Below are 19,201 nucleotides of genomic sequence, written 5' to 3' on the forward strand. Positions count from 1 at the left end.
GAAACTCAGGGTTATCCCCGGTTTCGTAATTATGCGTAATTACGTAAAATTACAGCCATGGTCCTGCTGCATCCCGACGGAAGTGGCGGGTGTCGTCCTCCCAAGCGATGGTCTGCCCATGCGTGTTGTCCATAACTCCTTGCACGAACAGGTTGCAGATACCCTGCGGCAGGAGATCTTCAATGGCACCCTGGCGCCGGGCAGTTTCGTGGACGAGGCGGTGCTGTGTGTGCGGCTGGAGATTTCGCGTACACCTTTGCGCGAGGCGCTCAAGGTCCTGACCGCGGAGGGCCTGGTGCGGCACGAGCCACGGCGCGGCTGTTTCGTCAACGAGGTGACCGAGCAGGATCTCGACGAGATCTTCCCGGTGATCGCGCTGCTGGAGGGGCGCTGTGCACACGAAGCCGCAGTCCATGCCAGCGATGCCGACCTGGTGGCCCTGGAGACCCTGCACGAGCGGCTGCAGAAGGCGGCCCGGGGCAAGCGCATCGTCGACTACTACGAGACCAATTTCGCCATCCACGAGGCCATCATCACGCTGGCCAATAACCGCTGGCTGGCCCAGGTCATCGGCGACCTGCGCAAGATCCTCAAACTGGCCCGGCTGCAGCAGTTGCATGCCCCGGGACGGCTGGAGCAGAGCCTGAGCGAGCACATGGCCGTGTTTGCCGCGCTCAAGGCGCGTGATGCCGACGGTGCCGAGGCGGCCATGCGTACCCACCTGACGCGCCAGCGCGAAGCGCTACGCGAACTGACCCGTCAACACAGCCGGAGACTGGCATGAGCGCAACGAGCTGGATCAGCCGCAAGGTCGCGTATCTTTTCCCGCTGGACCGCAAGGGTCTGCTGGTAATGGACGCGGCAGGTTCCCTGCAGACCCCTGCCGGCTCCGGTGGGGGTGCAACGGCGGGGCCGGCCAGTGAGCGGCCCACGCGCGAACGCCTGGCGGCGAGCCGGCGCCACAGGGAAGAGGCCATGTCGCCGCGCATGCTGCGCCTCGTGCTGGATGAGCTCAAGGCCACGATCGATCCACGGATCAGCGAAGTCGAGGGGGGGCGGCGGGCCCAGGTCCTGATCGAGCGTTACGCCGGCGCCACGGTGGCCCGGCGGCGCGACATGTGGCTGCTGATGAGCGAGATGTTCACGGCCGATCCCGACAAGGTCAAAAGCGCCCAGGCCAAGTTTGCAGCCGCGGTCGGCACGCCGGACGAGGCAGCGGCCGAGGTGCAGTACCGGCGGGCCACGGTGTCGCCGCGCCGGCGCCTGCTGCAGCGTTTCAGCGTGCTGCCCGAAGGCATCCGTTTCCTGGTGGACCTGCGGGCCGAGATGCAGCCCTACCTGAAGAAGGACAGGCGGCTGCAGGCGCTGGACGTGGAGATGGAATACATGTTCTCCACCTGGTTCGACGTCGGTTTCCTGGAGTTGCAGCGCATCAGCTGGGATTCGCCGGCCTCCCTGGTCGAAAAGCTGATCAAGTACGAGGCGGTGCATGACATCCGCAGTTGGGCCGACGTCAAGAACCGGCTGGACTCCGACCGCCGCTGCTACGGGTTTTTCCACCCGCGCCTGCCCGGCGAACCCCTGATCTTCGTCGAGGTGGCACTGATCGACCACATGGCTGACAGCATCACGCCCCTGCTCGATGAGCAGGCCGCCGCGTCCGATCTCGGCAAGGCCACCACGGCCATCTTCTACTCCATCAGCAACACCCAGAACGGCTTGCGGGGGGTGAGCTTCGGCGACTCGCTCATCAAGCGGGTGGTGGAGACGCTGAGTGCCGAATTCCCCCGGCTCAGGCATTTCGCCACCCTGTCGCCGATACCCGGCTTGCGGTCCTGGCTGACGCAGAATGCGGCGCGCATGCTGGAGCTGACGCCTGAAAAAGAACGGGCAGAACTGGGGCGGGCCGTGGGTTTCGAGCCGCCGTCCGCAGCCCACGTGCTGCAGGCCCTGGACAAGGCCGAGTCGCTGGAGGCCAGGCCGGTCCTGCGCCGCTGGCTGCTGCACTGCGCGGCACATTACCTGGGACGCGAGCTGGTCGAGGGCAAACCCGCCGATCCCGTCGCGCGTTTCCACCTGGGCAACGGGGCACGTGTCGAGCGCCTGAACTGGATGGGTGATCCCTCGCCCAAAGGCATCAAGCAGTCGTTTGGCCTGATGGTCAACTACCTCTACGATCTCAAGCGCCTGGACCGGCAGCGGGACCAGCTGGCAGAGGGCAAAATAGCGGTGGCGCCCTCCATTGAGGACATGCAGTTCTGACGGCATGATCGCTGATTCATTCAACTAAAGGAGACAACATGACTACAGCATTCACTTTCAGCAGCAAGCGACGCGACGTGCTGCGCCTGGCTGCGGCCGGACTGGCCACTGGTCCTCTGTGGGCGCAGGCCCAGTCCGGCTGGCCGGCCAAGCCGGTCACCGTGGTCGTGCCCTTTCCCGCCGGCGGCGGCACCGATGCCTTTGCCCGCCCCCTGTCGGCTTCCTTTTCCAAGTTGACCGGCAAGCAGCTCATCATCGACAACCGCGGCGGTGCCGGTGGCACGCTGGGTGCGAGCATTGCAGCCAAGGCCCAGCCGGATGGCTACACCCTGTTCATGGGGGCGGTGCACCACACCATCGCGCCTTCGATGTATCCCAAGCTCGATTACGACATCGAGAAGGATTTCGTGCCGCTGGCGCTGGTGGCCACGGTGCCGCAGGTGCTGGTGGTCAACCCCAAGAAGGTCACCGAGGGTGATTTCAAGTCCTTCCTGGAGATGTTGCGCAAGAGCCCGGGCAAGCTGAACTATGGCTCGGCCGGTAGCGGCACCTCGCACCATCTGGCCGGCGAGCTCTTCAAGCAGCAGACCAAGACCTTCATCACCCACATCCCCTACCGTGGCGCCGGCCCGGCCCTGCAGGACCTGATTGCCGGCAACGTGGACATGATGTTCGACGGCCTGGGTTCCTCGGCTGCCCACATCAAGGGCGGTCGTATCAAGGCCCTGATGGTGGCCGGGCCCAAGCGCAACGCCGCTTTCCCGGATGTGCCCTGCGCGGCCGAGCTGGGCCTGCCCGAGTACACGGTGCAGACCTGGTACGGCATCTGGGCGCCCAAGGGTACCCCGGCGGATGTGCAGGCGCGTGCCTCCGAGGAGATCCGCAAGGCCGGCAATACCCCCGAGGCCAAGGCCGTCTGGGCCAACCAGGGCGCTGAATTCAGCAGCATGACCTCGCAGCAGTTTGGCCAGTTCGTGAGTGCCGAAGTCAAGCGCTGGACCCAGGTGGTCAAGCTCTCGGGCGCCAAGCTCGACTGACCGTGCGTCCAGGTCCTGTCGCCCCACGCCTGATGCACCTGTTTCGACCATGAGCGGCCGTATCCAGCTGCAGCGGCAGGGCACCTTGGCCCTGGTCACCCTCAGCCACCCCGGCAAGTTCAACGCCATGTCCTGTGCGATGTGGCGTGAGCTGCGCGCGGTGTTCCTGGCCCTGCAGGCCGATCCTTCCCTGCGCTGCATCGTGCTGCGCGGGGAGGGCGGTCATTTCTGTGCAGGGGGCGACATCTCCGAGTACGAGGGCTTCCGCTTTAGCGAGGCCAGCCTGCGCGACTTCCACGAGAACGAGGTCTGGGGTGGCCTGCAGGCCGTGCTGGACTGCGACGTGCCCGTGATCGCCCAGATCGAGGGCAACTGCATGGGGGCAGGCGTGGAGATCGCCTGCTGCTGCGACATCCGGATCGCCACCGAGACGGCGCGTTTTGGTGCGCCGATCGGCCGCCTCGGTTTTCCCATGGCGCCGCGTGAGGCCGCCCTGGTCCTGCGCGAGGCCGGTGCCACGACGGCACGCGAGATGCTGCTGGAAGGCGCCGTGCTGACGGCCCAGCAGATGCAGGCGCGCGGTTTTGTGCAGCGCGTGCTGCCAGCGGCGCAACTGGCCGATGAGATCGAGGCCAGCACGCAGCGCATCCAGGCACTGGCTCCGCAGGCCGCCCGCCTGAACAAGCAGGCCTTGCGCACCCTGCAGTCGTCCGTCGCTGCGCCGGCGCTGCAGGCCTTGCTGGGCGGGGCCTATGCCTATGCCGACAGCGCCGAGCACCGCGAAGGCATCGCCGCTTTCCTGGCCAAGCGGCCCGCCGAATTTTCACATCCGACTTCCTGACCCTGGTGATCCGCATCATGTCCCGAACCAACACCAACCTGTTTTCCGCACTGCGTGCGGCTTTCCCCGCCGATCTCGATGCCGTCGCCATCGAGACCGATAACGGCCTGCAGTATTCCTGGCGCGACCTGGAGCGCGCCACGGCCATGCTGGCCAACCTGCTGCAGTCGCTGAACCTGCCCGAGGGGTCGCGCGTGGCCGTGCAGGTGGAGAAGTCGGTCGAGGCCATGATGCTCTACCTGGCCACGCTGCGCGCCGGCTACGTCTTCCTGCCGCTGAACACGGCCTACCAGAGTGCCGAGATCGAGTATTTCATCGCGAATGCCGAGCCGGCCGTGGTGGTGTGCAGCCCCAGGAACTTCGGCTGGGTCAGCAAGCTGGTCTTCAAGGCCGGCACCCAGCACGTCTACACCCTGGATGACAACCGCAGCGGCTCGCTGCTGGAACGTGCCGCGCACTGTTCGGACCGTCATGTGCCGGTCGAACGCCAGGCCGATGACCTGGCGGCCATCCTCTACACCAGCGGCACCACCGGCCGCAGCAAGGGCGCCATGCTCACGCATGGCAACCTGCTGAGCAATGCCCGGGTTCTGAAAGACTACTGGGGCTGGAAAACCGGTGACGTGCTGATCCATGCGCTGCCCATCTTCCACGTGCATGGCCTGTTCGTGGCCCTGCACGGTGCGCTGCTCAACGGCAGCAAGATGTTCTGGATGGCGAAGTTCGACCCGAAACGCGTGCTCGAGAAGATGCCCGAGGCGACCGTCTTCATGGGCGTGCCCACGCTCTACGTGCGCCTGCTGGCCGAGCCGGGCCTGACCCGCGAGGCGGTGCGTAACATGCGCCTGTTCGTTGCCGGTTCGGCACCCTTGCTGATCGAAACCTTCCAGGCCTGGCAGCAGCGCACCGGCCACACCATCCTGGAGCGCTACGGCATGAGCGAGACCATCATGCTGACCTCCAATCCTTATGACGCCAGGCTCGGCGAGCGCCGTGGCGGCACCGTGGGTTTCCCGCTGCCGGGCGTGAGCCTGCGTGTCTGCGATCAGGCCGACCAAGCCCTGCCCGTGGGCGAGATCGGCGGCATCCAGGTCAAGGGCCCCAATGTGTTCAAGGGCTACTGGCGCATGCCCGAGAAGACAAAAGAAGAGTTCACCGCCGACGGCTACTTCCGCACCGGTGACGTGGGCAAGATCGATGAGCGTGGTTACGTGGCCATCGTCGGCCGCAGCAAGGACCTGATCATCAGCGGCGGCTACAACGTCTACCCGGCCGAGATCGAGGGTTATGTCAATGAAATGCCCGGTGTGGCCGAGAGCGCGCTGGTGGGCGTGCCGCATCCGGACTTCGGTGAGGTGGGGGTCGCCGTGGTGGTGCGCAAACCCGGCGCAACGCTGGATGGCGAGCAGATCATTGCCAGCTTGAAGTCCAGGCTGGCCAACTTCAAGATTCCCAAGAAGTGCTTCGTGGTTGACGACCTGCCGCGCAACACCATGGGCAAGGTGCAGAAGAACCTGCTGCGGGACCAGTACAAGGCGCTGTTCGGCGCCTGATCTGCTGTCCTAGTGAAAGCGCAGCCGGAACTGCACGCCGACTTCGCGCGTGCTGTTGCGGGGTTCCTCGACCAGCGCAGCGGGGACGCCGGCCAGCGCCTGACGAGCCTGGTCGGAGGCGGCGACGCGCCAGTAATGCACGAAGAAGCCGAAAGACCAGTCGTGGGTTTCGTAGCTGCTGGTCAGGCGCAGGCCATGGCCGCTGCGCTGGCTGGTGACCGGGTCGTTGGAGCTCGGGTCGGTGTCCGAGAGCAAAAAGCTCTGCTGGCCATCCAGCAGCAGGTCGTATTCCAGGCTGGTCGAGAGCCGGGCCTGGGCCTGCAGTTGCAGGCGGTGCGTCAGGCCCAGCGGCAGGTAAACATACTGGCTGCGGCGCCGGTACCCTTCGTCACCGGTGCTGGTAAGGCCGCGCAGGTCGGTCCTGAGCTCGCGGTAACCCAGGCCGAAGTAGGGCGCCAGCAACTGGGTCCCTAGCGGGTAGTCCTTGCCGCCGGTGATGCGCACCTCGGTGAGCACCTCTGCGTTGCCGCCCTTGTCGCCACGGCTGACGCTGCTGTAGTTGATGTTGCCGTGGGACTGGCGCGCATCGGCGCCCCAGTACCAGTTGTCGTCCAGGGCCTGGGTGAAGCGGAACACCAGGCCGACCTTGTTGCCTGCCTGGCTATAGGCGGCAGTGCCGCTGCCGGCCTCGTAGCGCTGGCTCATGACCTCGACGCCGAGTTCGCTGCTGTCGGAAGAGCGCAGCGAGACCGGCTGCGCCTGCACGAGCAGTGGCAGGAGCAGCAAGGGAAAAAGGAGGGGGTGTGCGTTCATGGGTTCCCGTGGCGGTCGTTCCACGGGAATTTAACAGTTCCCCCGACGCGCGATCTCAGCGCAGCACCAGCACCGGAATGCTCGAGTGCGTCAGCACCTGCTGGGTCTCGCTGCCCAGCAGCAGGCGCTTGACACCCCTGCGGCCGTGGGAGGCCATGACGATGAGGTCGCACTTGTTCTTCTTGGCGGTGGCGATGATGGCCTCGCTGACCAGATCGGACTTGACCACCACGGCCTTGACGCTGAGTCCCTTGGCCGCAGACGACCTGGCGACGCCGTCCACCACGGCCTGGCCGTGGGTCGCCCACTGTTTTTCGATCTTGGCAATGTCGCTGGGCGCCAGGGCCAGGCCGCCTTCGAAATAGCTCTGCGGATAACGTGGCACCACCTTCAGGGCGACCAGTTCGGCGCCGCTGAGCCTGGCCAGGGCGATGGCACTGCTCACGGCCTTCTTGGACAGGGTGCTGCCATCGGTGGCGACGAGGATGCGTTGGTACATGGTGATCTCCTTGGGTTGTTCGAGCGCCTCTAGATTACTCCACGGGGTTCTGGTATGGTCTTGATCCATATCAAGCCGCAGGCGGGTTCTGCCCGCTACGCTTGGCCCTCATGCAATCTGCCAGTCTTGCCGTGTCTGCGCAACTCCTGCCGGTGTCCGGGGAGCGCCCGTTGCTGTCCGGCGGGGCTCAGCTCGAGGCTGGGCCACTGCTCGATGATCCGGCGGCCTGGTCCGCCTTCAGCCGCCCGGTGGACGGGCAGGCGGACAGCTGGGAGTCTCATCTGGTGATCGAAGGTATGCACTGTGCCGCCTGCGCGCTGAGCGTCGAGGATGCCTTGCGTAGTGTGCCGGGCGTGGCGTCCGCCAGCGTCAGCGCCGGGAGCCGGCGCGCCCGTGTGCGCTGGCAGGCCGATGCCGTGTTGCCCTCGGGCTGGATGGAAGCCGTGCGCCGTGCCGGTTACCGGGCCGTGCCGGCCAACGACGCCTTTGCCAGCGAACGCCGGCGCCAGGAGACCCGCAAGGCCTTGTGGCGCTGGGCGGTGGCAGGCCTTTGCATGATGCAGGTCATGATGTACGCGTGGCCGGCCTATGTGGCCGAGCCCGGTGACCTGACGGCCGAGATGGAGCAGCTGCTGCGCTGGGCCTCCTGGGTGCTGACGCTGCCGGTCATGTTGTTTTCCTGCGGGCCCTTCTTCTCCGCCGCCCTGCGCGACATCCTGCAGCGGCGCATCAGCATGGACCTGCCGGTGGCCCTGGGCATGGGCATCACCTTCGTGGTCAGCACGGCCGGCACCTTCGAGCCCCAGGGCATCTTTGGCCGAGAGGTGTACTTCGACTCGCTGACCATGTTCGTCTTTTTCCTGCTCACCGGGCGCTGGCTGGAGCAGCGCCTGCGCGAGCGCACCGCCGGCGCCCTCGACGCCCTGATGAACCGCCTGCCCGACAGCGTGTTGCGCCAGCGTGCCGACGGCGAGTTCGAGCGTGTGGCGGTGCGCCGCGTGTTGCCTGGCGACGTGCTGCGCGTGCTGCCGGGCGAAGCCTTCCCGGCAGATGGTGTGGTGATCGACGGTGAAACTCTGGCCGACGAGGCCCTGCTCACGGGCGAGTCCCGTCCGCTGCTGCGTGGCGTCGGCGCCAGCGTCATTGCCGGCAGCCACAACCTGAACGCCGCGGTGCAGGTGCGGGTGGAGCGCACGGGGGAGGACACGCGTTTTGCCCAGATCGTGGCGCTGATGGAGCAGGCCGCCACCAGCCGGCCGCAACTGGCGCAACTGGTGGACCGTCTGGCCCGGCCCTTCCTGATCGGTGTCCTGCTGGCGGCGGGCGGTGCCGCGGCTTTCTGGTGGTCGCATGATCCGGGCCACGCCCTGATGGTGGCGGTCGCGGTGCTGGTGGTGACCTGTCCCTGTGCCCTCTCGCTGGCCACGCCGGCGGCCATGCTGGCCGCCGCCGGCACGCTGGCGCGCCAGGGGGTGCTGGTGCGCCGCCTGGGGGGGCTGGAGGCGCTGGCTGAAGTGGACACGGTGCTGTTCGACAAGACCGGCACCCTGACGCGTGACGCCATGGTGCTGCAGTCCGTGTCGACCCGCGCAGGCGTGGATCGCAACGAGGCGCTGGCCATGGCCATGGCGCTGGCGCAACAGTCCTTGCACCCGGTGTCGCGGGCCTTGTTCGCGGCCGGGCAGGGCGAGGGTGTGCTGGCCTGGCGGTCCGAGCAGGTGCATGAGCTTGCGGGCCAGGGCTTGCGGGGGCTGGTCAGCCCCCCGCCGGGGCAGGGCGGCGTCACTCAGGAACTGCGCCTGGGTTCCCGGGCGCACTGCGGTGTCAGCCTTGCCGCACCGGCCGGCCCGCACGCCGTGCTCAGTGATGCCCAGGGCTGGCTGGCCATCTTCGAGTTCGGCGAAGACATCCGCCCGGATGCAGCCGCCACCGTGGCCGCCTTGCAGGCCCAGGGCATCGAGGTGCGCATCCTCTCGGGCGATGCGGCGCCGGCCGTGGCCCGTGTGGCCGACCGGCTGGGCATCCGCGAGGCCCGTGGTGGCTGCACGCCGCAGGACAAGCTGGCCTTTTTGCAGGCGGCCCAGCGACAGGGGCGCCGCGTGGCCGTGGTGGGCGACGGCCTGAACGATGGCCCGGCCCTGGCCGGCGCCCATGTCTCCTTTGCCTTTGGCCAGGCGGTGCCGCTGGCCCAGGCGCAATCCGATTTTGTCGTGCTGGGGGACAGTCTGGCCGCGGTCGGCCGCGCCCTGCTGCTGGCGCGCCGCACCCTGCGCATCGTGCGCCAGAACCTGGCCTGGGCCGTCGTCTACAACGCCGCCTGCGTGCCGCTGGCCGTGGCGGGCTGGCTGCCGGCCTGGCTGGCCGGCCTGGGCATGGCGGCCAGTTCTCTGCTGGTGGTGCTCAACGCCCTGCGGTTGGCCGTAGCCCCAAGTCACAAGGAAGCCATCTGATGGACATACTGTATTTGCTGATCCCGCTCTCGGTGGCGCTGGTGTTTTTCATCCTCGGGGGCCTGTGGTGGGCCATAGAGCGCGGCCAGTTCGAGGACATCGAGGCCGAGGGCGAGCGGATTCTGCGGGATTCTTGAAACCGGTTGACATGCGTCAAACCGGCGGCAGGGATATACGCTGACACTCAGTAAGGTTAATTTCAAGAAGAGAGGTGCACATGGCATTTGCAAACCAACAGGCGACCGTCTACAACGACACCGTTGTTCGACAGTTCGCCATCATGACGGTGGTCTGGGGGGTGGTCGGCATGCTGGTCGGCGTGATCATCGCCGCCCAGCTGACTTGGCCTGAACTCAATTTCGGCATCTCCTGGCTGAGCTATGGTCGCCTGCGACCCTTGCACACCAACGCCGTGATCTTCGCCTTCGGCGGTTGCGGCCTGTTCGCCGCCGCCTATTACGTGGTGCAGCGGACCTGCCAGGTGCGCCTGTTCGGCGAGAAGCTGGCGGCCTTCACCTTCTGGGGCTGGCAGGCGGTCATCGTGCTGGCGGCCGTCTCCCTGCCGCTGGGCTACACCCAGGGCAAGGAGTACGCCGAACTGGAGTGGCCGATCGACATCCTGATCACCCTGGTCTGGGTCTCCTTTGCCATCGTCTTCTTCGGTACCGTGGGCACGCGCAAGGTGCGCCACATCTACGTGGCCAACTGGTTCTTCGGCGCCTTCATCATCGCCGTGGCCCTGCTGCACCTGGTCAACAGCGCGGCCATCCCGTCCGGCTGGTTCACGTCCTACTCGGCCTACGCCGGCGTGCAGGACGCCATGGTGCAGTGGTGGTACGGCCACAACGCCGTGGGCTTCTTCCTGACGGCCGGCTTCCTGGGCATGATGTACTACTTCATCCCCAAGCAGGCCGAGCGCCCGGTGTACAGCTACCGCCTGTCCATCGTGCATTTCTGGGCCCTGATCTTCACCTACATGTGGGCGGGTCCGCACCACCTGCACTACACCGCGCTGCCGGACTGGACCCAGTCGGTCGGCATGGTGTTCTCCCTGATCCTGCTGGCGCCGAGCTGGGGCGGCATGATCAACGGCATCATGACCCTGTCGGGTGCCTGGCACAAGCTGCGTGACGACCCCATCCTGCGCTTCCTGATCGTCTCGCTGTCCTTCTACGGCATGAGCACCTTCGAGGGCCCGATGATGTCGATCAAGACCGTCAACGCCCTGAGCCACTACACCGACTGGACCGTGGGCCACGTGCACTCCGGCGCCCTCGGCTGGGTCGGCCTGGTGACCATGGGCTCCATGTACTACCTGATCCCGCGCCTGTTCGGCCAGAAGCAGATGTACAGCGTGAAAGCGATCGAGGTCCACTTCTGGACCGCCACCATCGGCATCGTGATCTACATCGCGGCCATGTGGATTGCCGGCGTGATGCAGGGCCTGATGTGGCGCGCCATCAACCCCGACGGCACCCTGACCTACACCTTTGTCGAGTCGGTCAAGGCCACCTTCCCGTTCTACGTGCTGCGTCTGCTGGGCGGCCTGCTCTACCTGGGCGGCATGTGCCTGATGCTGTGGAACGTGATCAAGACCGCCACCGCCGGCCGTGCGACCCAGGTCACCATCCCGGCCGCCGCCGCCCACGCCTGAGAAGGAACACACCATGGCTAACAACACCAAATCCGGCGGCATCTCGCACGAGAAGATCGAGACCAACAACTTCCTGATGATCGTGCTCATCCTGCTGGTGCTGCTGGTCGGCGGTCTGGTCGAGATCGTCCCGCTGTTCTTCCAGAAGTCCACCACCGAGCCGATCAAGGGCATCCAGCCCTACACCGCGCTGCAGCTGGCCGGGCGCGACGTCTATGTGCGCGAGGGCTGTTACAACTGCCATTCGCAGATGATCCGTCCCTTCCGCGCCGAGACCCTGCGTTACGGCCACTACTCGGTGGCAGGCGAGTCGGTCTACGACCACCCCTTCCAGTGGGGCAGCAAGCGCACCGGTCCGGACCTGGCGCGCGTGGGCGGCAAGTACAGCGACGAATGGCATCGCCTGCACCTGGTCAATCCGCGTGACCTCGTGCCCGAATCGAACATGCCGGCCTACCCCTGGCTGGCCGCCAACATGGTCGATGCGGCCTCCATGCCGCGCCACATGAAGGCGTTGCGCACCGTGGGCGTGCCGTACACCGACGAGCAGATCGCCAAGGCGGGCGAGGAGGTCAAGGGCAAGTCCGAAATGGACGCCGTGATCGCCTACCTGCAGGTCCTGGGCACGGCCCTCAAATAAGACGGAGACCCCATCATGGACGTCAACACCCTTCGTTCCGCCGTGACCGTCGCAGGCCTGATCTGCTTCATCGGCATCGTGCTGTGGGCCTGGTCAAGCCGCAACGCGGCTGATTTCGAAAAGGCGGCCCAGCTGCCCTTCGAGCAGGATTAACGCGCCGTCAAAGGAAGAAAAATGAGTGATTTCACAAGCAACTTCTGGTCGGTTTTCGTCACGGCGGTCACCATCGTGGGCATCATTGCCTGCCTGGTGCTGCTCTGGGTCAGCGGCAAGGCCAAGGCCATGACCGCCAACGACAACACCACCGGCCACGTCTGGGACGGCGACCTGCGCGAGATGAACAACCCCCTGCCACGCTGGTGGGTCTGGCTTTTCATCATCACCGTGGTCTTCAGCCTGATCTACCTGGCCATGTACCCGGGTCTGGGCAGCAGCCCGGGCAAGCTGGGCTGGAGCCAGCTGGGCCAGTACGAGGCCGAGATGGCCAAGGGCGAGAAGGAAGTCGCCCCCCTGTATGCCCGTTTTGCTGCCATGAGCGTGCAGGACATGGCGCGTGATCCGCAGGCCATGGCCATCGGCGAGCGCGTGTTCATGAACAACTGCTCGCAATGCCACGGTTCCGATGCACGCGGCAGCAAGGGTTTCCCCAACCTGAGCGACGGCGACTGGCTGTATGGCGGCGCACCCGAGCAGATCAAGGAGTCCATCACCAAGGGGCGCGTCGGCAATATGCCGCCCATGGGCGCGGCCGTGGGCACCCCGGACGACGTCAAGAACGTGGCCCACTACGTGCTGAGCCTGTCCAACAGCCCGCATGACACGCTGCGCGCCTCGCTGGGCAAGGCCAAGTTCGGTGCCTGTGCCGCCTGCCATGGCATGGACGGCAAGGGCAACGTGGCCCTGGGCGCCCCCAATCTGACGGACGACACCTGGCTGCACGGCTGGGGCGAAAACGCCATCATCAGCATCGTCAACAACGGCAAGGTCAACCAGATGCCGGCCCAGGAGGGCAAGCTGAGCGCCGCCCAGATCCATGTGCTGTCCGCCTATGTCTGGAGCCGCTCGGGCGGCACGAAAGTAGCGGCCCAGTAAGGGCCGGGGAGTTGATTTGAGCGATCCTGATAGCGCTGGCCGCAAGGTCATCCCCATCACCGCGCAGGCGCCGGATGCGGCCGCCATCGCGGAGGATGCGGAGTTGGTCTCGCTCTACGAGGCCCACAAGAAAATCTATCCCCGCAGCGTCAGTGGCCTCTTCAGCCGCTGGCGCTGGGTTTTTGTGTGGCTGACCCAGCTGGTGTTCTACGGCCTGCCCTGGCTGGAGTGGGGCCAGCGCCAGGCGGTGCTGTTCGACCTGGGGGCGCGGCGCTTCTACATCTTCGGCCTGGTCCTGTACCCGCAGGACTTCATCTACCTGACCGGCCTGCTGGTCATCTCGGCGCTCGCCCTGTTCCTGTTCACGGCGGTGGCCGGGCGCCTGTGGTGCGGCTACGCCTGCCCGCAGACGGTCTATACCGAAATCTTCCTCTGGATCGAGCACCGCATCGAAGGCGACCGCTCGGCCCGCATGCGGCTTGACGCCGCTCCGTGGTCCCTGAACAAGATCGCGCGCAAGGGCGGCAAGCACCTGGTCTGGCTGGCCGTGGCGCTGTGGACCGGTTTCACCTTCGTCGGCTACTTCACGCCCATCCACGAACTGGGCCAGGAGTTCCTCCAGTCGCGCATGGGGTCCTGGGAGGTGTTCTGGGTGATCTTCTACGGCTTTGCCACCTACGGCAATGCCGGTTTCATGCGCGAGCAGGTCTGCAAGTACATGTGTCCGTATGCGCGTTTCCAGAGCGCCATGTTCGACAAGGACACGCTGATTGTCAGCTACGACACGGAACGTGGCGAACCCCGTGGCGCGCGCTCGCGCAAGGCCGACCCGGCCGCGCTCCAGCTGGGCGCCTGTGTCGACTGCAGCCTGTGCGTGCAGGTCTGCCCGACCGGTATCGACATCCGCAAGGGACTGCAGTACGAGTGCATAGGCTGCGGCGCCTGCGCCGACGTCTGTGACACCGTGATGGACAAGATGGGCTACGCACGTGGCCTGGTCAAGTACTCGACGCAGAACGCCATCAAGAACAAGTGGACGCAGGCCGAGACCTGGAAACACGTGTTCCGTCCGCGGGTGCTGGTCTACACCTCCATCCTGGCCGGGGTCTGCATCGCCATGCTGGTGAGCCTGGCGATGCGCACGCCCTTCAAGGTGGACGTGGTGCGCGACCGCGGCGTGATGGCGCGCATCGTGGCCGGTGGCATGATCGAGAACGTCTACCGCCTGCAGATCATGAACGCCACCGAATCCGACCAGCACTACCGCCTGACGGTCAGCGGCCTGCCGGGCCTGGCGCTGGCCTCCGAGGAAGAGGTCGTGGTCGACTCCACGCAGTCACGCTGGGTCGCGGTGCGCCTGCAGCTGCCCTACGAGGCGGCGGCGGCCGGTACCCACCCCATTCATTTCGAGATCACGGCACGCGACAGCTCGGCGAAATTGCGCGAGAAGTCGGTGTTCCTGGTACCCCGTTGAGGAGCCAAGCGCATGAACGATCAAAGCCGCACGACACCACCCGAACCCTGGTGGAAGTTTGGCCATGTCTGGCTGGTGCTGGCCGGCCCGGTCATCGTGGTGATCGCCGGTTTCATCACGCTCTACCTGGCCGTGAGCCGCCCCGACCCCGTGCTCAGCCCGGACTATTACCGCCAGGGCATCGAGATCAACAAGACGCTGGCCACCGATCCGGCCAGCCTGGCGCCGGCCGTGCAGGCACGCAACCACGCGGCCACCGGCACACCGCCAGCGGTCACCAAGCCTTGAAGGCGCTCACATGAGGAGGGCACGATGAAACTGCAAAAGTTCATGTGGATTGCCTGGCCGGCCTTTCTGGTCGCCGGGCTGCTGGAAATGCTGGTGTTCGCCATGGTCGATCCGCATGACCTGCACTGGTTCGGCCAGCCGGTCGAGCTGTCGCGCCAGGGCATCTACACCATTGCCTTCTTCGTCTTCTGGGGCATCACCATGCTGTCCAGCGCGCTCACGACGCTGCTGGCCATGTCGCCCTTCGAGCTCAACCAGTGCCCGCTGCCGCAGGACGAGCGGCCCGAGGGCTGCCCCAAACAGGAAGGCTGCTGCTGAAGGAGCGGGGACCGTGCGGCCTCAGTGGCACTCGGTCTGGTGGTTGACCAGACGGGTCAGGGCTTCGGTGTCGAGGATGCGCACATGGCGCTGCTTGACCTCGACGATACCGTCTTCCACGAACTTTGAGAAAGTGCGGCTGACGGTCTCGAGTTTCAGACCCAGGTAGCTGCCGATTTCCTCCCGTGTCATGCGCAGGATCAGCTCGGACTGCGAGAACCCCCGCGCGTGCAGGCGCTGCACCAGGTTCAGCAGGAAGGCCGCCAGCCGTTCCTCGGCGCGCATGCTGCCCAGCAGCAGCATGACGCCGTGCTCGCGCACGATCTCGCGGCTCATGATCTTGTGCACATGGCGCTGCAGGCCATTGATCTCGCGCGACAGGTCCTCGATGCGGTCGAAGGGCATGACGCAGACCTCGGCATCCTCCAGCGCCACGGCATCGCAGGTATGGTGGTCGTTGACGATGCCGTCCAGGCCGATGATCTCGCCGGCCATCTGGAAGCCGGTCACCTGGTCGCGCCCGTCTTCCGAGGCGACGCAGGTCTTGAAAAAGCCGGTCCGGATGGCGTAGAGCGAGTTGAATTTCTCGCCGTTGCGGAAGAGGGCGGTGCCGCGCTTGATCTTGCGGCGGTTGGCCACCATGGCGTCGAGGCGGTCGATTTCATCGTTGCTCAGGCCCATGGGCATGCAGAGCTCGCGCAGGTTGCAGTTGGAGCAGGCAACTTTGATCGTTTGCGGATTCATGCTCTGTATTTTGACATCGGACATCGTGGCTCCCTGGAGCAGGTTCGGACTTGCAGCCGCTACCTTAGCAGCATTTGATGCACATCAAGATGAATTTTGCCCATTCCCGGCACAGTGGCATCCATGAATGTCGCTACCGTCGAGCCCGTCTCTGCCGAACTGCTGCGTCGCCACGACGTGGCCGGACCGCGCTACACCTCCTATCCGACGGCGGACCGTTTTGTCGAGGCATTCGGTGCCGACGACTACGTGCGCGCCCTGCAACAGCGCCGCTCCGGCGCCGCGGCGCTGGTGCTGCCGCTTTCGCTGTACGTGCACATTCCTTTTTGCGAGTCGCTGTGTTACTACTGCGCCTGTAACAAGATCATCACCAAACACCATGACCGCGCGGCCGAGTACCTGCGTTACCTGGGCCGCGAGGTGGACCTGCACACGGCCCAATTGGGCGTGGGCCAGACCGTCACCCAGCTGCACCTGGGCGGCGGCACCCCGACCTTCCTGAGCGACGCCGAGTTGCGCGAACTCATGGCCATGCTCAGGCGCAGCTTCAACCTGGCGCCAGGCGGCGAATACTCGATCGAGGTCGACCCGCGCACCATCGATGCCAGGCGCCTGGACACCCTGGCGGAGCTGGGCTTCAACCGTCTGAGTTTCGGAGTGCAGGATTTCGACCCGGCCGTGCAGAAGGCGGTGCACCGCGTGCAGCCGGCCGAGCAGGTCTTTGCCCTGGTGCAGGCCGCGCGCGAGCGCGGCTTCGACTCGGTCAACGTGGACCTGATCTACGGCCTGCCGCAGCAGACGCCGGAATCCTTCGCCCGCACGATCCAGCAGGTCAACGAACTGCGGCCGGACCGCATCGCCCTGTACGCCTATGCCCACCTGCCCGAGCGCTTCAAGCCGCAGCGCCGCATCGCCATCGCCGAGTTGCCGGGCGCGGCGGGCAAGGTGGCCATGCTGACCGATGCCATGGCGCGTTTCATGGGGGCGGGTTATGTCTACGTGGGCATGGATCACTTCGCCCTGCCCAACGATGCCCTGGCCGTGGCCAAGCGCCAGGGCCGGCTGCACCGCAATTTCCAGGGTTACAGCACCCAGCCCGACTGTGACCTGATCGGCCTGGGCGTCTCGTCCATCGGCCGCATCGGCGCCACCTACAGCCAGAACGCCAAGACGCTGGAGGAGTACTACGACGCCATCGACCACGGCCGCTTTGCGGTGGTGCGCGGCCTGGCGCTCTCGCGCGATGATCTCGTGCGCCGTGCCGTCATCATGGCGCTGATGTGCCAGGGAGAGGTCTTGTTCGAATCGGTCAACCTGGCCTACCTGATCGACTTCAAGTCCTACTTCGCCCCCGAGCTCGAGGCCATGCATGAACTGGCCGAGCAGGGCCTGGTGACGCTGGATGACAGCGGCATCCAGGTCAGCGCCACGGGCTGGTACTTCGTGCGCGCCGTGGCCATGGCTTTCGACCGCTACCTGCAGGCCGACCGCAACCGGGCGCGCTTCTCCAAGATCATCTGAGCGGGCCGGCCGAGCCGGCACTACACTCGATCCATGCAGACTTCCCTGGCCGTTACGGCCCTGCTCATGGGCCTGGCTGGTGGCCCCCATTGCATCGCCATGTGCGGCGCGGCCTGCGCCGGCATCGGCCAGGCGGCGGGGGCGCGGCGCAACGAGGCCCTGTGGGTGTTCCAGCTCGGTCGCGTGGCCGGCTACGCCCTGCTCGGCGGCCTGGCTGCCGCCTCCATCCAGGGCCTGGGCTGGCTCACCATCCAGTCGGCCGCGCTGCGCCCGGTCTGGACCCTCTTTCACGTGGCGGCCCTCGCGTTGGGCCTGTTGCTGCTGGTCCGCGCGCAGCAGCCGGTCTGGCTGGAGAGCGCCGCGCGCCGGCTCTGGAACGGCGCCCGTGCACTGGCCGCCGGCCGCGGGCGCGGTGCCCCGATGGTGGTGGGCATGCTGTGGGCCCTGCTGCCCTGCGGCCTCCTGTACTCGGCGCTGCTGGTGGCGGCCATGACGGGCAGCGCTGTCGAGGGTGCGGCAGTCATGGCCCTGTTTGCCACGGGCACGGCGGTCTCCATGCTGGCGGGCCCCTGGCTCTGGCTGCGCCTGCGTGGCAGCGGCTCGGGCGACTGGGGGGTGCGCCTGGCTGGCCTCGCACTGGCCGCGAGTTCGGCCTGGGCGCTGTGGATGGGCCTGGTGCATGACACCGCACCGTGGTGTGTCACGCCGGCCGGCTGATGTCGCGGCGGGCTGCCCGGTCTGTCATGGTCGTTTGCCATAATCCAGCCCCATGTCACGTCCCTCCGGCGCCGCGCCTTCGCGCACCCATCTCGTCCTGATCCCCACCTACAACGCCGGCCCCAAGGTGCTGGAGACCGTGCGCGAGGCCTTGGGCCAGTGGGCCCCGGTGTGGGTGGTGGTGGACGGCAGTACGGATGGCACGGGTGAGCAGCTGCAGGCCCTGGCCCGCAGCGAGCCGAACCTGAAGGTCATGGTGCTGGCACAGAACCAGGGCAAGGGTGCCGCCGTGCTGCACGGGCTGGTGCAGGCCGAGGCCGCCGGCTACACCCACGTGCTGACCATGGACTCCGATGGTCAGCATCCGGCCTGGCTGATCCCGGCCTTCATGCAGGCTTCACAGGCGCAGCCGGCCTGCATGATCCTGGGCAAGCCGGTGTTCGACGCCAGCGCCCCGGCGCTGCGTGTGCAGGGACGCAAGGTCTCGAATGCCTGGGCCAACCTGGAGACGCTGTGGATGGGCATCGGCGACTCGCTCTACGGCTTTCGCGTCTACCCGGTCTCGCCGCTGCTGCAGATCATGCGCGGGCAGCGCTGGATGCGCCGTTTCGACTTCGACATCGAAGCGGCAGTGCGCCTGTGCTGGGCCGGCATCTGGCCGGTCAATCTCGATGCGCCGGTCAAGTACCTGCAGGCCGGGGAGGGCGGTGTCTCGCACTTCAAGTACCTGCGCGACAACGTCCTGCTGACCTGGATGCACACGCGTCTCATGCTGGGTTTTGTGCTGCGTCTGCCGCTGCTGCTGGCTCGCCGTTTCCGGGGCCGCTCCGGCTGAGCACCACCCCCTGGCGCAGGCCTCTCGGCCGGGCTGGACCCGCGCCTATCTGGGTACAATTTGCACTCCGAGGCGGGACTGCTGGTCGGCCCCGACAAGAATATTCCCTGGGGTGTCTGCTGCCCGCAGACCGCGGGAGCCCACGAGGACATCGAGCCCATATGCTGCGTCAGATCATCAAAGACTTCGTCATCCAACAGTTCAACGTGGCCCCGGCCGTGTTCGACCAGCCCGGGCTCCAGGTGGCCGATCTGGGCCTGGATTCCCTGGGGGTGGTCGAAATGCTGTTCGAGGTCGAGGACCTCTATGGCTTCCAGGTCGAAGATCCCGCGCGCTACAGCAGCATGAGTTTCGACGAGATGGTGGCCGACATGGAAGCCACCATCCGGGCGGCCAACCAGGGCCAGATCCCGGTGCCGGTCTCCAAGGCCTGAGTGATCGACGCGTCGCGCTGACTACGGCC

Annotated in this window: 21 protein-coding genes; 18 read left to right on the forward strand and 3 right to left on the reverse strand. The window is 66.3% G+C overall.

Translation table 11 applies throughout. The annotated features are described in order from the left end of the window. Positions 1–118: 118 nt before the first annotated feature. From HTY51_RS06325 to HTY51_RS06345, 5 genes are read left to right on the forward strand one after another with little or no spacing between them, the layout of a single operon-like run. Positions 119–784, forward strand: a complete 666-nt coding sequence (locus HTY51_RS06325; protein WP_174251939.1) for a GntR family transcriptional regulator — start codon at positions 119–121, stop codon at positions 782–784. After that, positions 781–2,262: a malonyl-CoA decarboxylase gene (locus tag HTY51_RS06330; RefSeq protein ID WP_174251940.1), complete on the forward strand. Its 1,482-nt coding sequence runs from the start codon at positions 781–783 to the stop codon at positions 2,260–2,262. Before HTY51_RS06325 ends, HTY51_RS06330 begins: the two co-directional genes overlap by 4 nt. A 38-nt stretch (positions 2,263–2,300) precedes the next feature. Further along, positions 2,301–3,299 carry a tripartite tricarboxylate transporter substrate binding protein gene (locus HTY51_RS06335; protein WP_174251941.1) on the forward strand — a complete coding sequence of 333 codons (999 nt, stop codon included), beginning with the start codon at positions 2,301–2,303 and terminating at the stop codon, positions 3,297–3,299. A gap of 49 nt (positions 3,300–3,348) precedes the next feature. After that, on the forward strand, positions 3,349–4,140 hold the full coding sequence (locus HTY51_RS06340) for an enoyl-CoA hydratase/isomerase family protein (RefSeq protein ID WP_174251942.1): 792 nt from the start codon (positions 3,349–3,351) through the stop codon (positions 4,138–4,140). Between the two features lie 17 nt (positions 4,141–4,157). Further along, on the forward strand, positions 4,158–5,693 hold the full coding sequence (locus tag HTY51_RS06345; protein WP_174251943.1) for a malonyl-CoA synthase: 1,536 nt from the start codon (positions 4,158–4,160) through the stop codon (positions 5,691–5,693). Between the two features lie 9 nt (positions 5,694–5,702). Here the strand turns inward: HTY51_RS06345 and HTY51_RS06350 are convergent, their stop codons facing one another. Both HTY51_RS06350 and HTY51_RS06355 read right to left on the reverse strand, forming a co-directional pair. Then, the gene (locus HTY51_RS06350) at positions 5,703–6,506 is read right to left on the reverse strand and encodes a hypothetical protein (protein WP_174251944.1); all 804 of its coding nucleotides are present in this window, start codon (positions 6,504–6,506) and stop codon (positions 5,703–5,705) included. A gap of 55 nt (positions 6,507–6,561) precedes the next feature. Then, complete coding sequence (locus tag HTY51_RS06355) at positions 6,562–7,005, reverse strand: universal stress protein (protein ID WP_174251945.1); 444 nt, start codon at positions 7,003–7,005, stop codon at positions 6,562–6,564. A gap of 110 nt (positions 7,006–7,115) precedes the next feature. On the opposite strand from HTY51_RS06355, the gene HTY51_RS06360 reads away from it, so the two are divergent. The 9 genes from HTY51_RS06360 (at position 7,116) to HTY51_RS06400 (ending at position 14,921) form a co-directional block, all read left to right on the forward strand. Beyond that, a complete protein-coding gene (locus tag HTY51_RS06360; RefSeq protein WP_174251946.1) occupies positions 7,116–9,455 on the forward strand; it encodes a cation-translocating P-type ATPase in 2,340 nt (779 codons plus the stop codon). Next, positions 9,455–9,592, forward strand: a complete 138-nt coding sequence (gene ccoS, locus HTY51_RS06365; protein WP_057676374.1) for a cbb3-type cytochrome oxidase assembly protein CcoS — start codon at positions 9,455–9,457, stop codon at positions 9,590–9,592. Before HTY51_RS06360 ends, ccoS begins: the two co-directional genes overlap by 1 nt. 80 nt (positions 9,593–9,672) lie before the next feature. Next, a complete protein-coding gene (gene ccoN, locus HTY51_RS06370) occupies positions 9,673–11,109 on the forward strand; it encodes a cytochrome-c oxidase, cbb3-type subunit I (protein WP_174251947.1) in 1,437 nt (478 codons plus the stop codon). A gap of 13 nt (positions 11,110–11,122) precedes the next feature. Then, positions 11,123–11,749, forward strand: a complete 627-nt coding sequence (gene ccoO, locus HTY51_RS06375; RefSeq protein WP_174251948.1) for a cytochrome-c oxidase, cbb3-type subunit II — start codon at positions 11,123–11,125, stop codon at positions 11,747–11,749. 15 nt (positions 11,750–11,764) lie between these two features. Further along, entirely contained in the window at positions 11,765–11,902 is a 138-nt protein-coding gene (locus HTY51_RS06380; protein ID WP_057676371.1) for a CcoQ/FixQ family Cbb3-type cytochrome c oxidase assembly chaperone, read from the forward strand. 21 nt (positions 11,903–11,923) lie between these two features. After that, positions 11,924–12,841, forward strand: coding sequence for a cytochrome-c oxidase, cbb3-type subunit III (gene ccoP / locus HTY51_RS06385; RefSeq protein WP_174251949.1), 918 nt, complete (start codon positions 11,924–11,926; stop codon positions 12,839–12,841). Positions 12,842–12,857: 16 nt separating this feature from the next. Next, a complete protein-coding gene (gene ccoG, locus HTY51_RS06390) occupies positions 12,858–14,315 on the forward strand; it encodes a cytochrome c oxidase accessory protein CcoG (RefSeq protein ID WP_174251950.1) in 1,458 nt (485 codons plus the stop codon). Between the two features lie 12 nt (positions 14,316–14,327). After that, positions 14,328–14,603: a FixH family protein gene (locus HTY51_RS06395; RefSeq protein ID WP_174251951.1), complete on the forward strand. Its 276-nt coding sequence runs from the start codon at positions 14,328–14,330 to the stop codon at positions 14,601–14,603. 24 nt (positions 14,604–14,627) lie between these two features. After that, positions 14,628–14,921: a hypothetical protein gene (locus HTY51_RS06400; RefSeq protein ID WP_174251952.1), complete on the forward strand. Its 294-nt coding sequence runs from the start codon at positions 14,628–14,630 to the stop codon at positions 14,919–14,921. A gap of 21 nt (positions 14,922–14,942) precedes the next feature. Here HTY51_RS06400 and fnr read toward each other — a convergent pair whose 3' ends face one another. Beyond that, complete coding sequence (fnr, locus tag HTY51_RS06405; RefSeq protein ID WP_174251953.1) at positions 14,943–15,665, reverse strand: fumarate/nitrate reduction transcriptional regulator Fnr; 723 nt, start codon at positions 15,663–15,665, stop codon at positions 14,943–14,945. Between the two features lie 123 nt (positions 15,666–15,788). Between fnr and hemN the strand changes: the two genes are divergently transcribed. From hemN to HTY51_RS06425, 4 genes are all read left to right on the forward strand, one after another. Then, the gene (gene hemN / locus HTY51_RS06410; protein WP_174251954.1) at positions 15,789–17,186 is read left to right on the forward strand and encodes an oxygen-independent coproporphyrinogen III oxidase; all 1,398 of its coding nucleotides are present in this window, start codon (positions 15,789–15,791) and stop codon (positions 17,184–17,186) included. Positions 17,187–17,219: 33 nt separating this feature from the next. After that, a complete protein-coding gene (locus HTY51_RS06415) occupies positions 17,220–17,903 on the forward strand; it encodes a sulfite exporter TauE/SafE family protein (RefSeq protein WP_174251955.1) in 684 nt (227 codons plus the stop codon). 52 nt (positions 17,904–17,955) lie between these two features. Continuing rightward, positions 17,956–18,738: a glycosyltransferase family 2 protein gene (locus HTY51_RS06420; RefSeq protein WP_174251956.1), complete on the forward strand. Its 783-nt coding sequence runs from the start codon at positions 17,956–17,958 to the stop codon at positions 18,736–18,738. A 161-nt stretch (positions 18,739–18,899) separates the two neighbouring features. Beyond that, complete coding sequence (locus HTY51_RS06425; RefSeq protein WP_174251957.1) at positions 18,900–19,172, forward strand: acyl carrier protein; 273 nt, start codon at positions 18,900–18,902, stop codon at positions 19,170–19,172. Positions 19,173–19,201: the final 29 nt, after the last annotated feature.

The organism is Rhodoferax sp. BAB1, assembly GCF_013334205.1.
In the GTDB taxonomy this organism is placed as follows: domain Bacteria; phylum Pseudomonadota; class Gammaproteobacteria; order Burkholderiales; family Burkholderiaceae_C; genus Hylemonella.

Excerpts from the sequence above, each read along its gene's own strand:
- HTY51_RS06420 (WP_174251956.1), top strand. The coding sequence starts at position 17,956 with ATGTCACGTCCCTCCGGCGCCGCGCCTTCGCGCACCCATCTCGTCCTG.
- ccoS (WP_057676374.1), top strand. The coding sequence starts at position 9,455 with ATGGACATACTGTATTTGCTGATCCCGCTCTCGGTGGCGCTGGTGTTT.
- HTY51_RS06360 (WP_174251946.1), top strand. The coding sequence starts at position 7,116 with ATGCAATCTGCCAGTCTTGCCGTGTCTGCGCAACTCCTGCCGGTGTCC.
- HTY51_RS06355 (WP_174251945.1), bottom strand. The coding sequence starts at position 7,005 with ATGTACCAACGCATCCTCGTCGCCACCGATGGCAGCACCCTGTCCAAG.
- HTY51_RS06425 (WP_174251957.1), top strand. The coding sequence starts at position 18,900 with ATGCTGCGTCAGATCATCAAAGACTTCGTCATCCAACAGTTCAACGTG.
- HTY51_RS06400 (WP_174251952.1), top strand. The coding sequence starts at position 14,628 with ATGAAACTGCAAAAGTTCATGTGGATTGCCTGGCCGGCCTTTCTGGTC.
- hemN (WP_174251954.1), top strand. The coding sequence starts at position 15,789 with ATGAATGTCGCTACCGTCGAGCCCGTCTCTGCCGAACTGCTGCGTCGC.
- HTY51_RS06395 (WP_174251951.1), top strand. The coding sequence starts at position 14,328 with ATGAACGATCAAAGCCGCACGACACCACCCGAACCCTGGTGGAAGTTT.
- fnr (WP_174251953.1), bottom strand. The coding sequence starts at position 15,665 with ATGAATCCGCAAACGATCAAAGTTGCCTGCTCCAACTGCAACCTGCGC.
- HTY51_RS06345 (WP_174251943.1), top strand. The coding sequence starts at position 4,158 with ATGTCCCGAACCAACACCAACCTGTTTTCCGCACTGCGTGCGGCTTTC.
- HTY51_RS06380 (WP_057676371.1), top strand. The coding sequence starts at position 11,765 with ATGGACGTCAACACCCTTCGTTCCGCCGTGACCGTCGCAGGCCTGATC.
- ccoO (WP_174251948.1), top strand. The coding sequence starts at position 11,123 with ATGGCTAACAACACCAAATCCGGCGGCATCTCGCACGAGAAGATCGAG.
- HTY51_RS06325 (WP_174251939.1), top strand. The coding sequence starts at position 119 with ATGCGTGTTGTCCATAACTCCTTGCACGAACAGGTTGCAGATACCCTG.
- HTY51_RS06330 (WP_174251940.1), top strand. The coding sequence starts at position 781 with ATGAGCGCAACGAGCTGGATCAGCCGCAAGGTCGCGTATCTTTTCCCG.
- ccoP (WP_174251949.1), top strand. The coding sequence starts at position 11,924 with ATGAGTGATTTCACAAGCAACTTCTGGTCGGTTTTCGTCACGGCGGTC.
- HTY51_RS06340 (WP_174251942.1), top strand. The coding sequence starts at position 3,349 with ATGAGCGGCCGTATCCAGCTGCAGCGGCAGGGCACCTTGGCCCTGGTC.
- ccoN (WP_174251947.1), top strand. The coding sequence starts at position 9,673 with ATGGCATTTGCAAACCAACAGGCGACCGTCTACAACGACACCGTTGTT.
- HTY51_RS06335 (WP_174251941.1), top strand. The coding sequence starts at position 2,301 with ATGACTACAGCATTCACTTTCAGCAGCAAGCGACGCGACGTGCTGCGC.
- HTY51_RS06350 (WP_174251944.1), bottom strand. The coding sequence starts at position 6,506 with ATGAACGCACACCCCCTCCTTTTTCCCTTGCTGCTCCTGCCACTGCTC.
- HTY51_RS06415 (WP_174251955.1), top strand. The coding sequence starts at position 17,220 with ATGCAGACTTCCCTGGCCGTTACGGCCCTGCTCATGGGCCTGGCTGGT.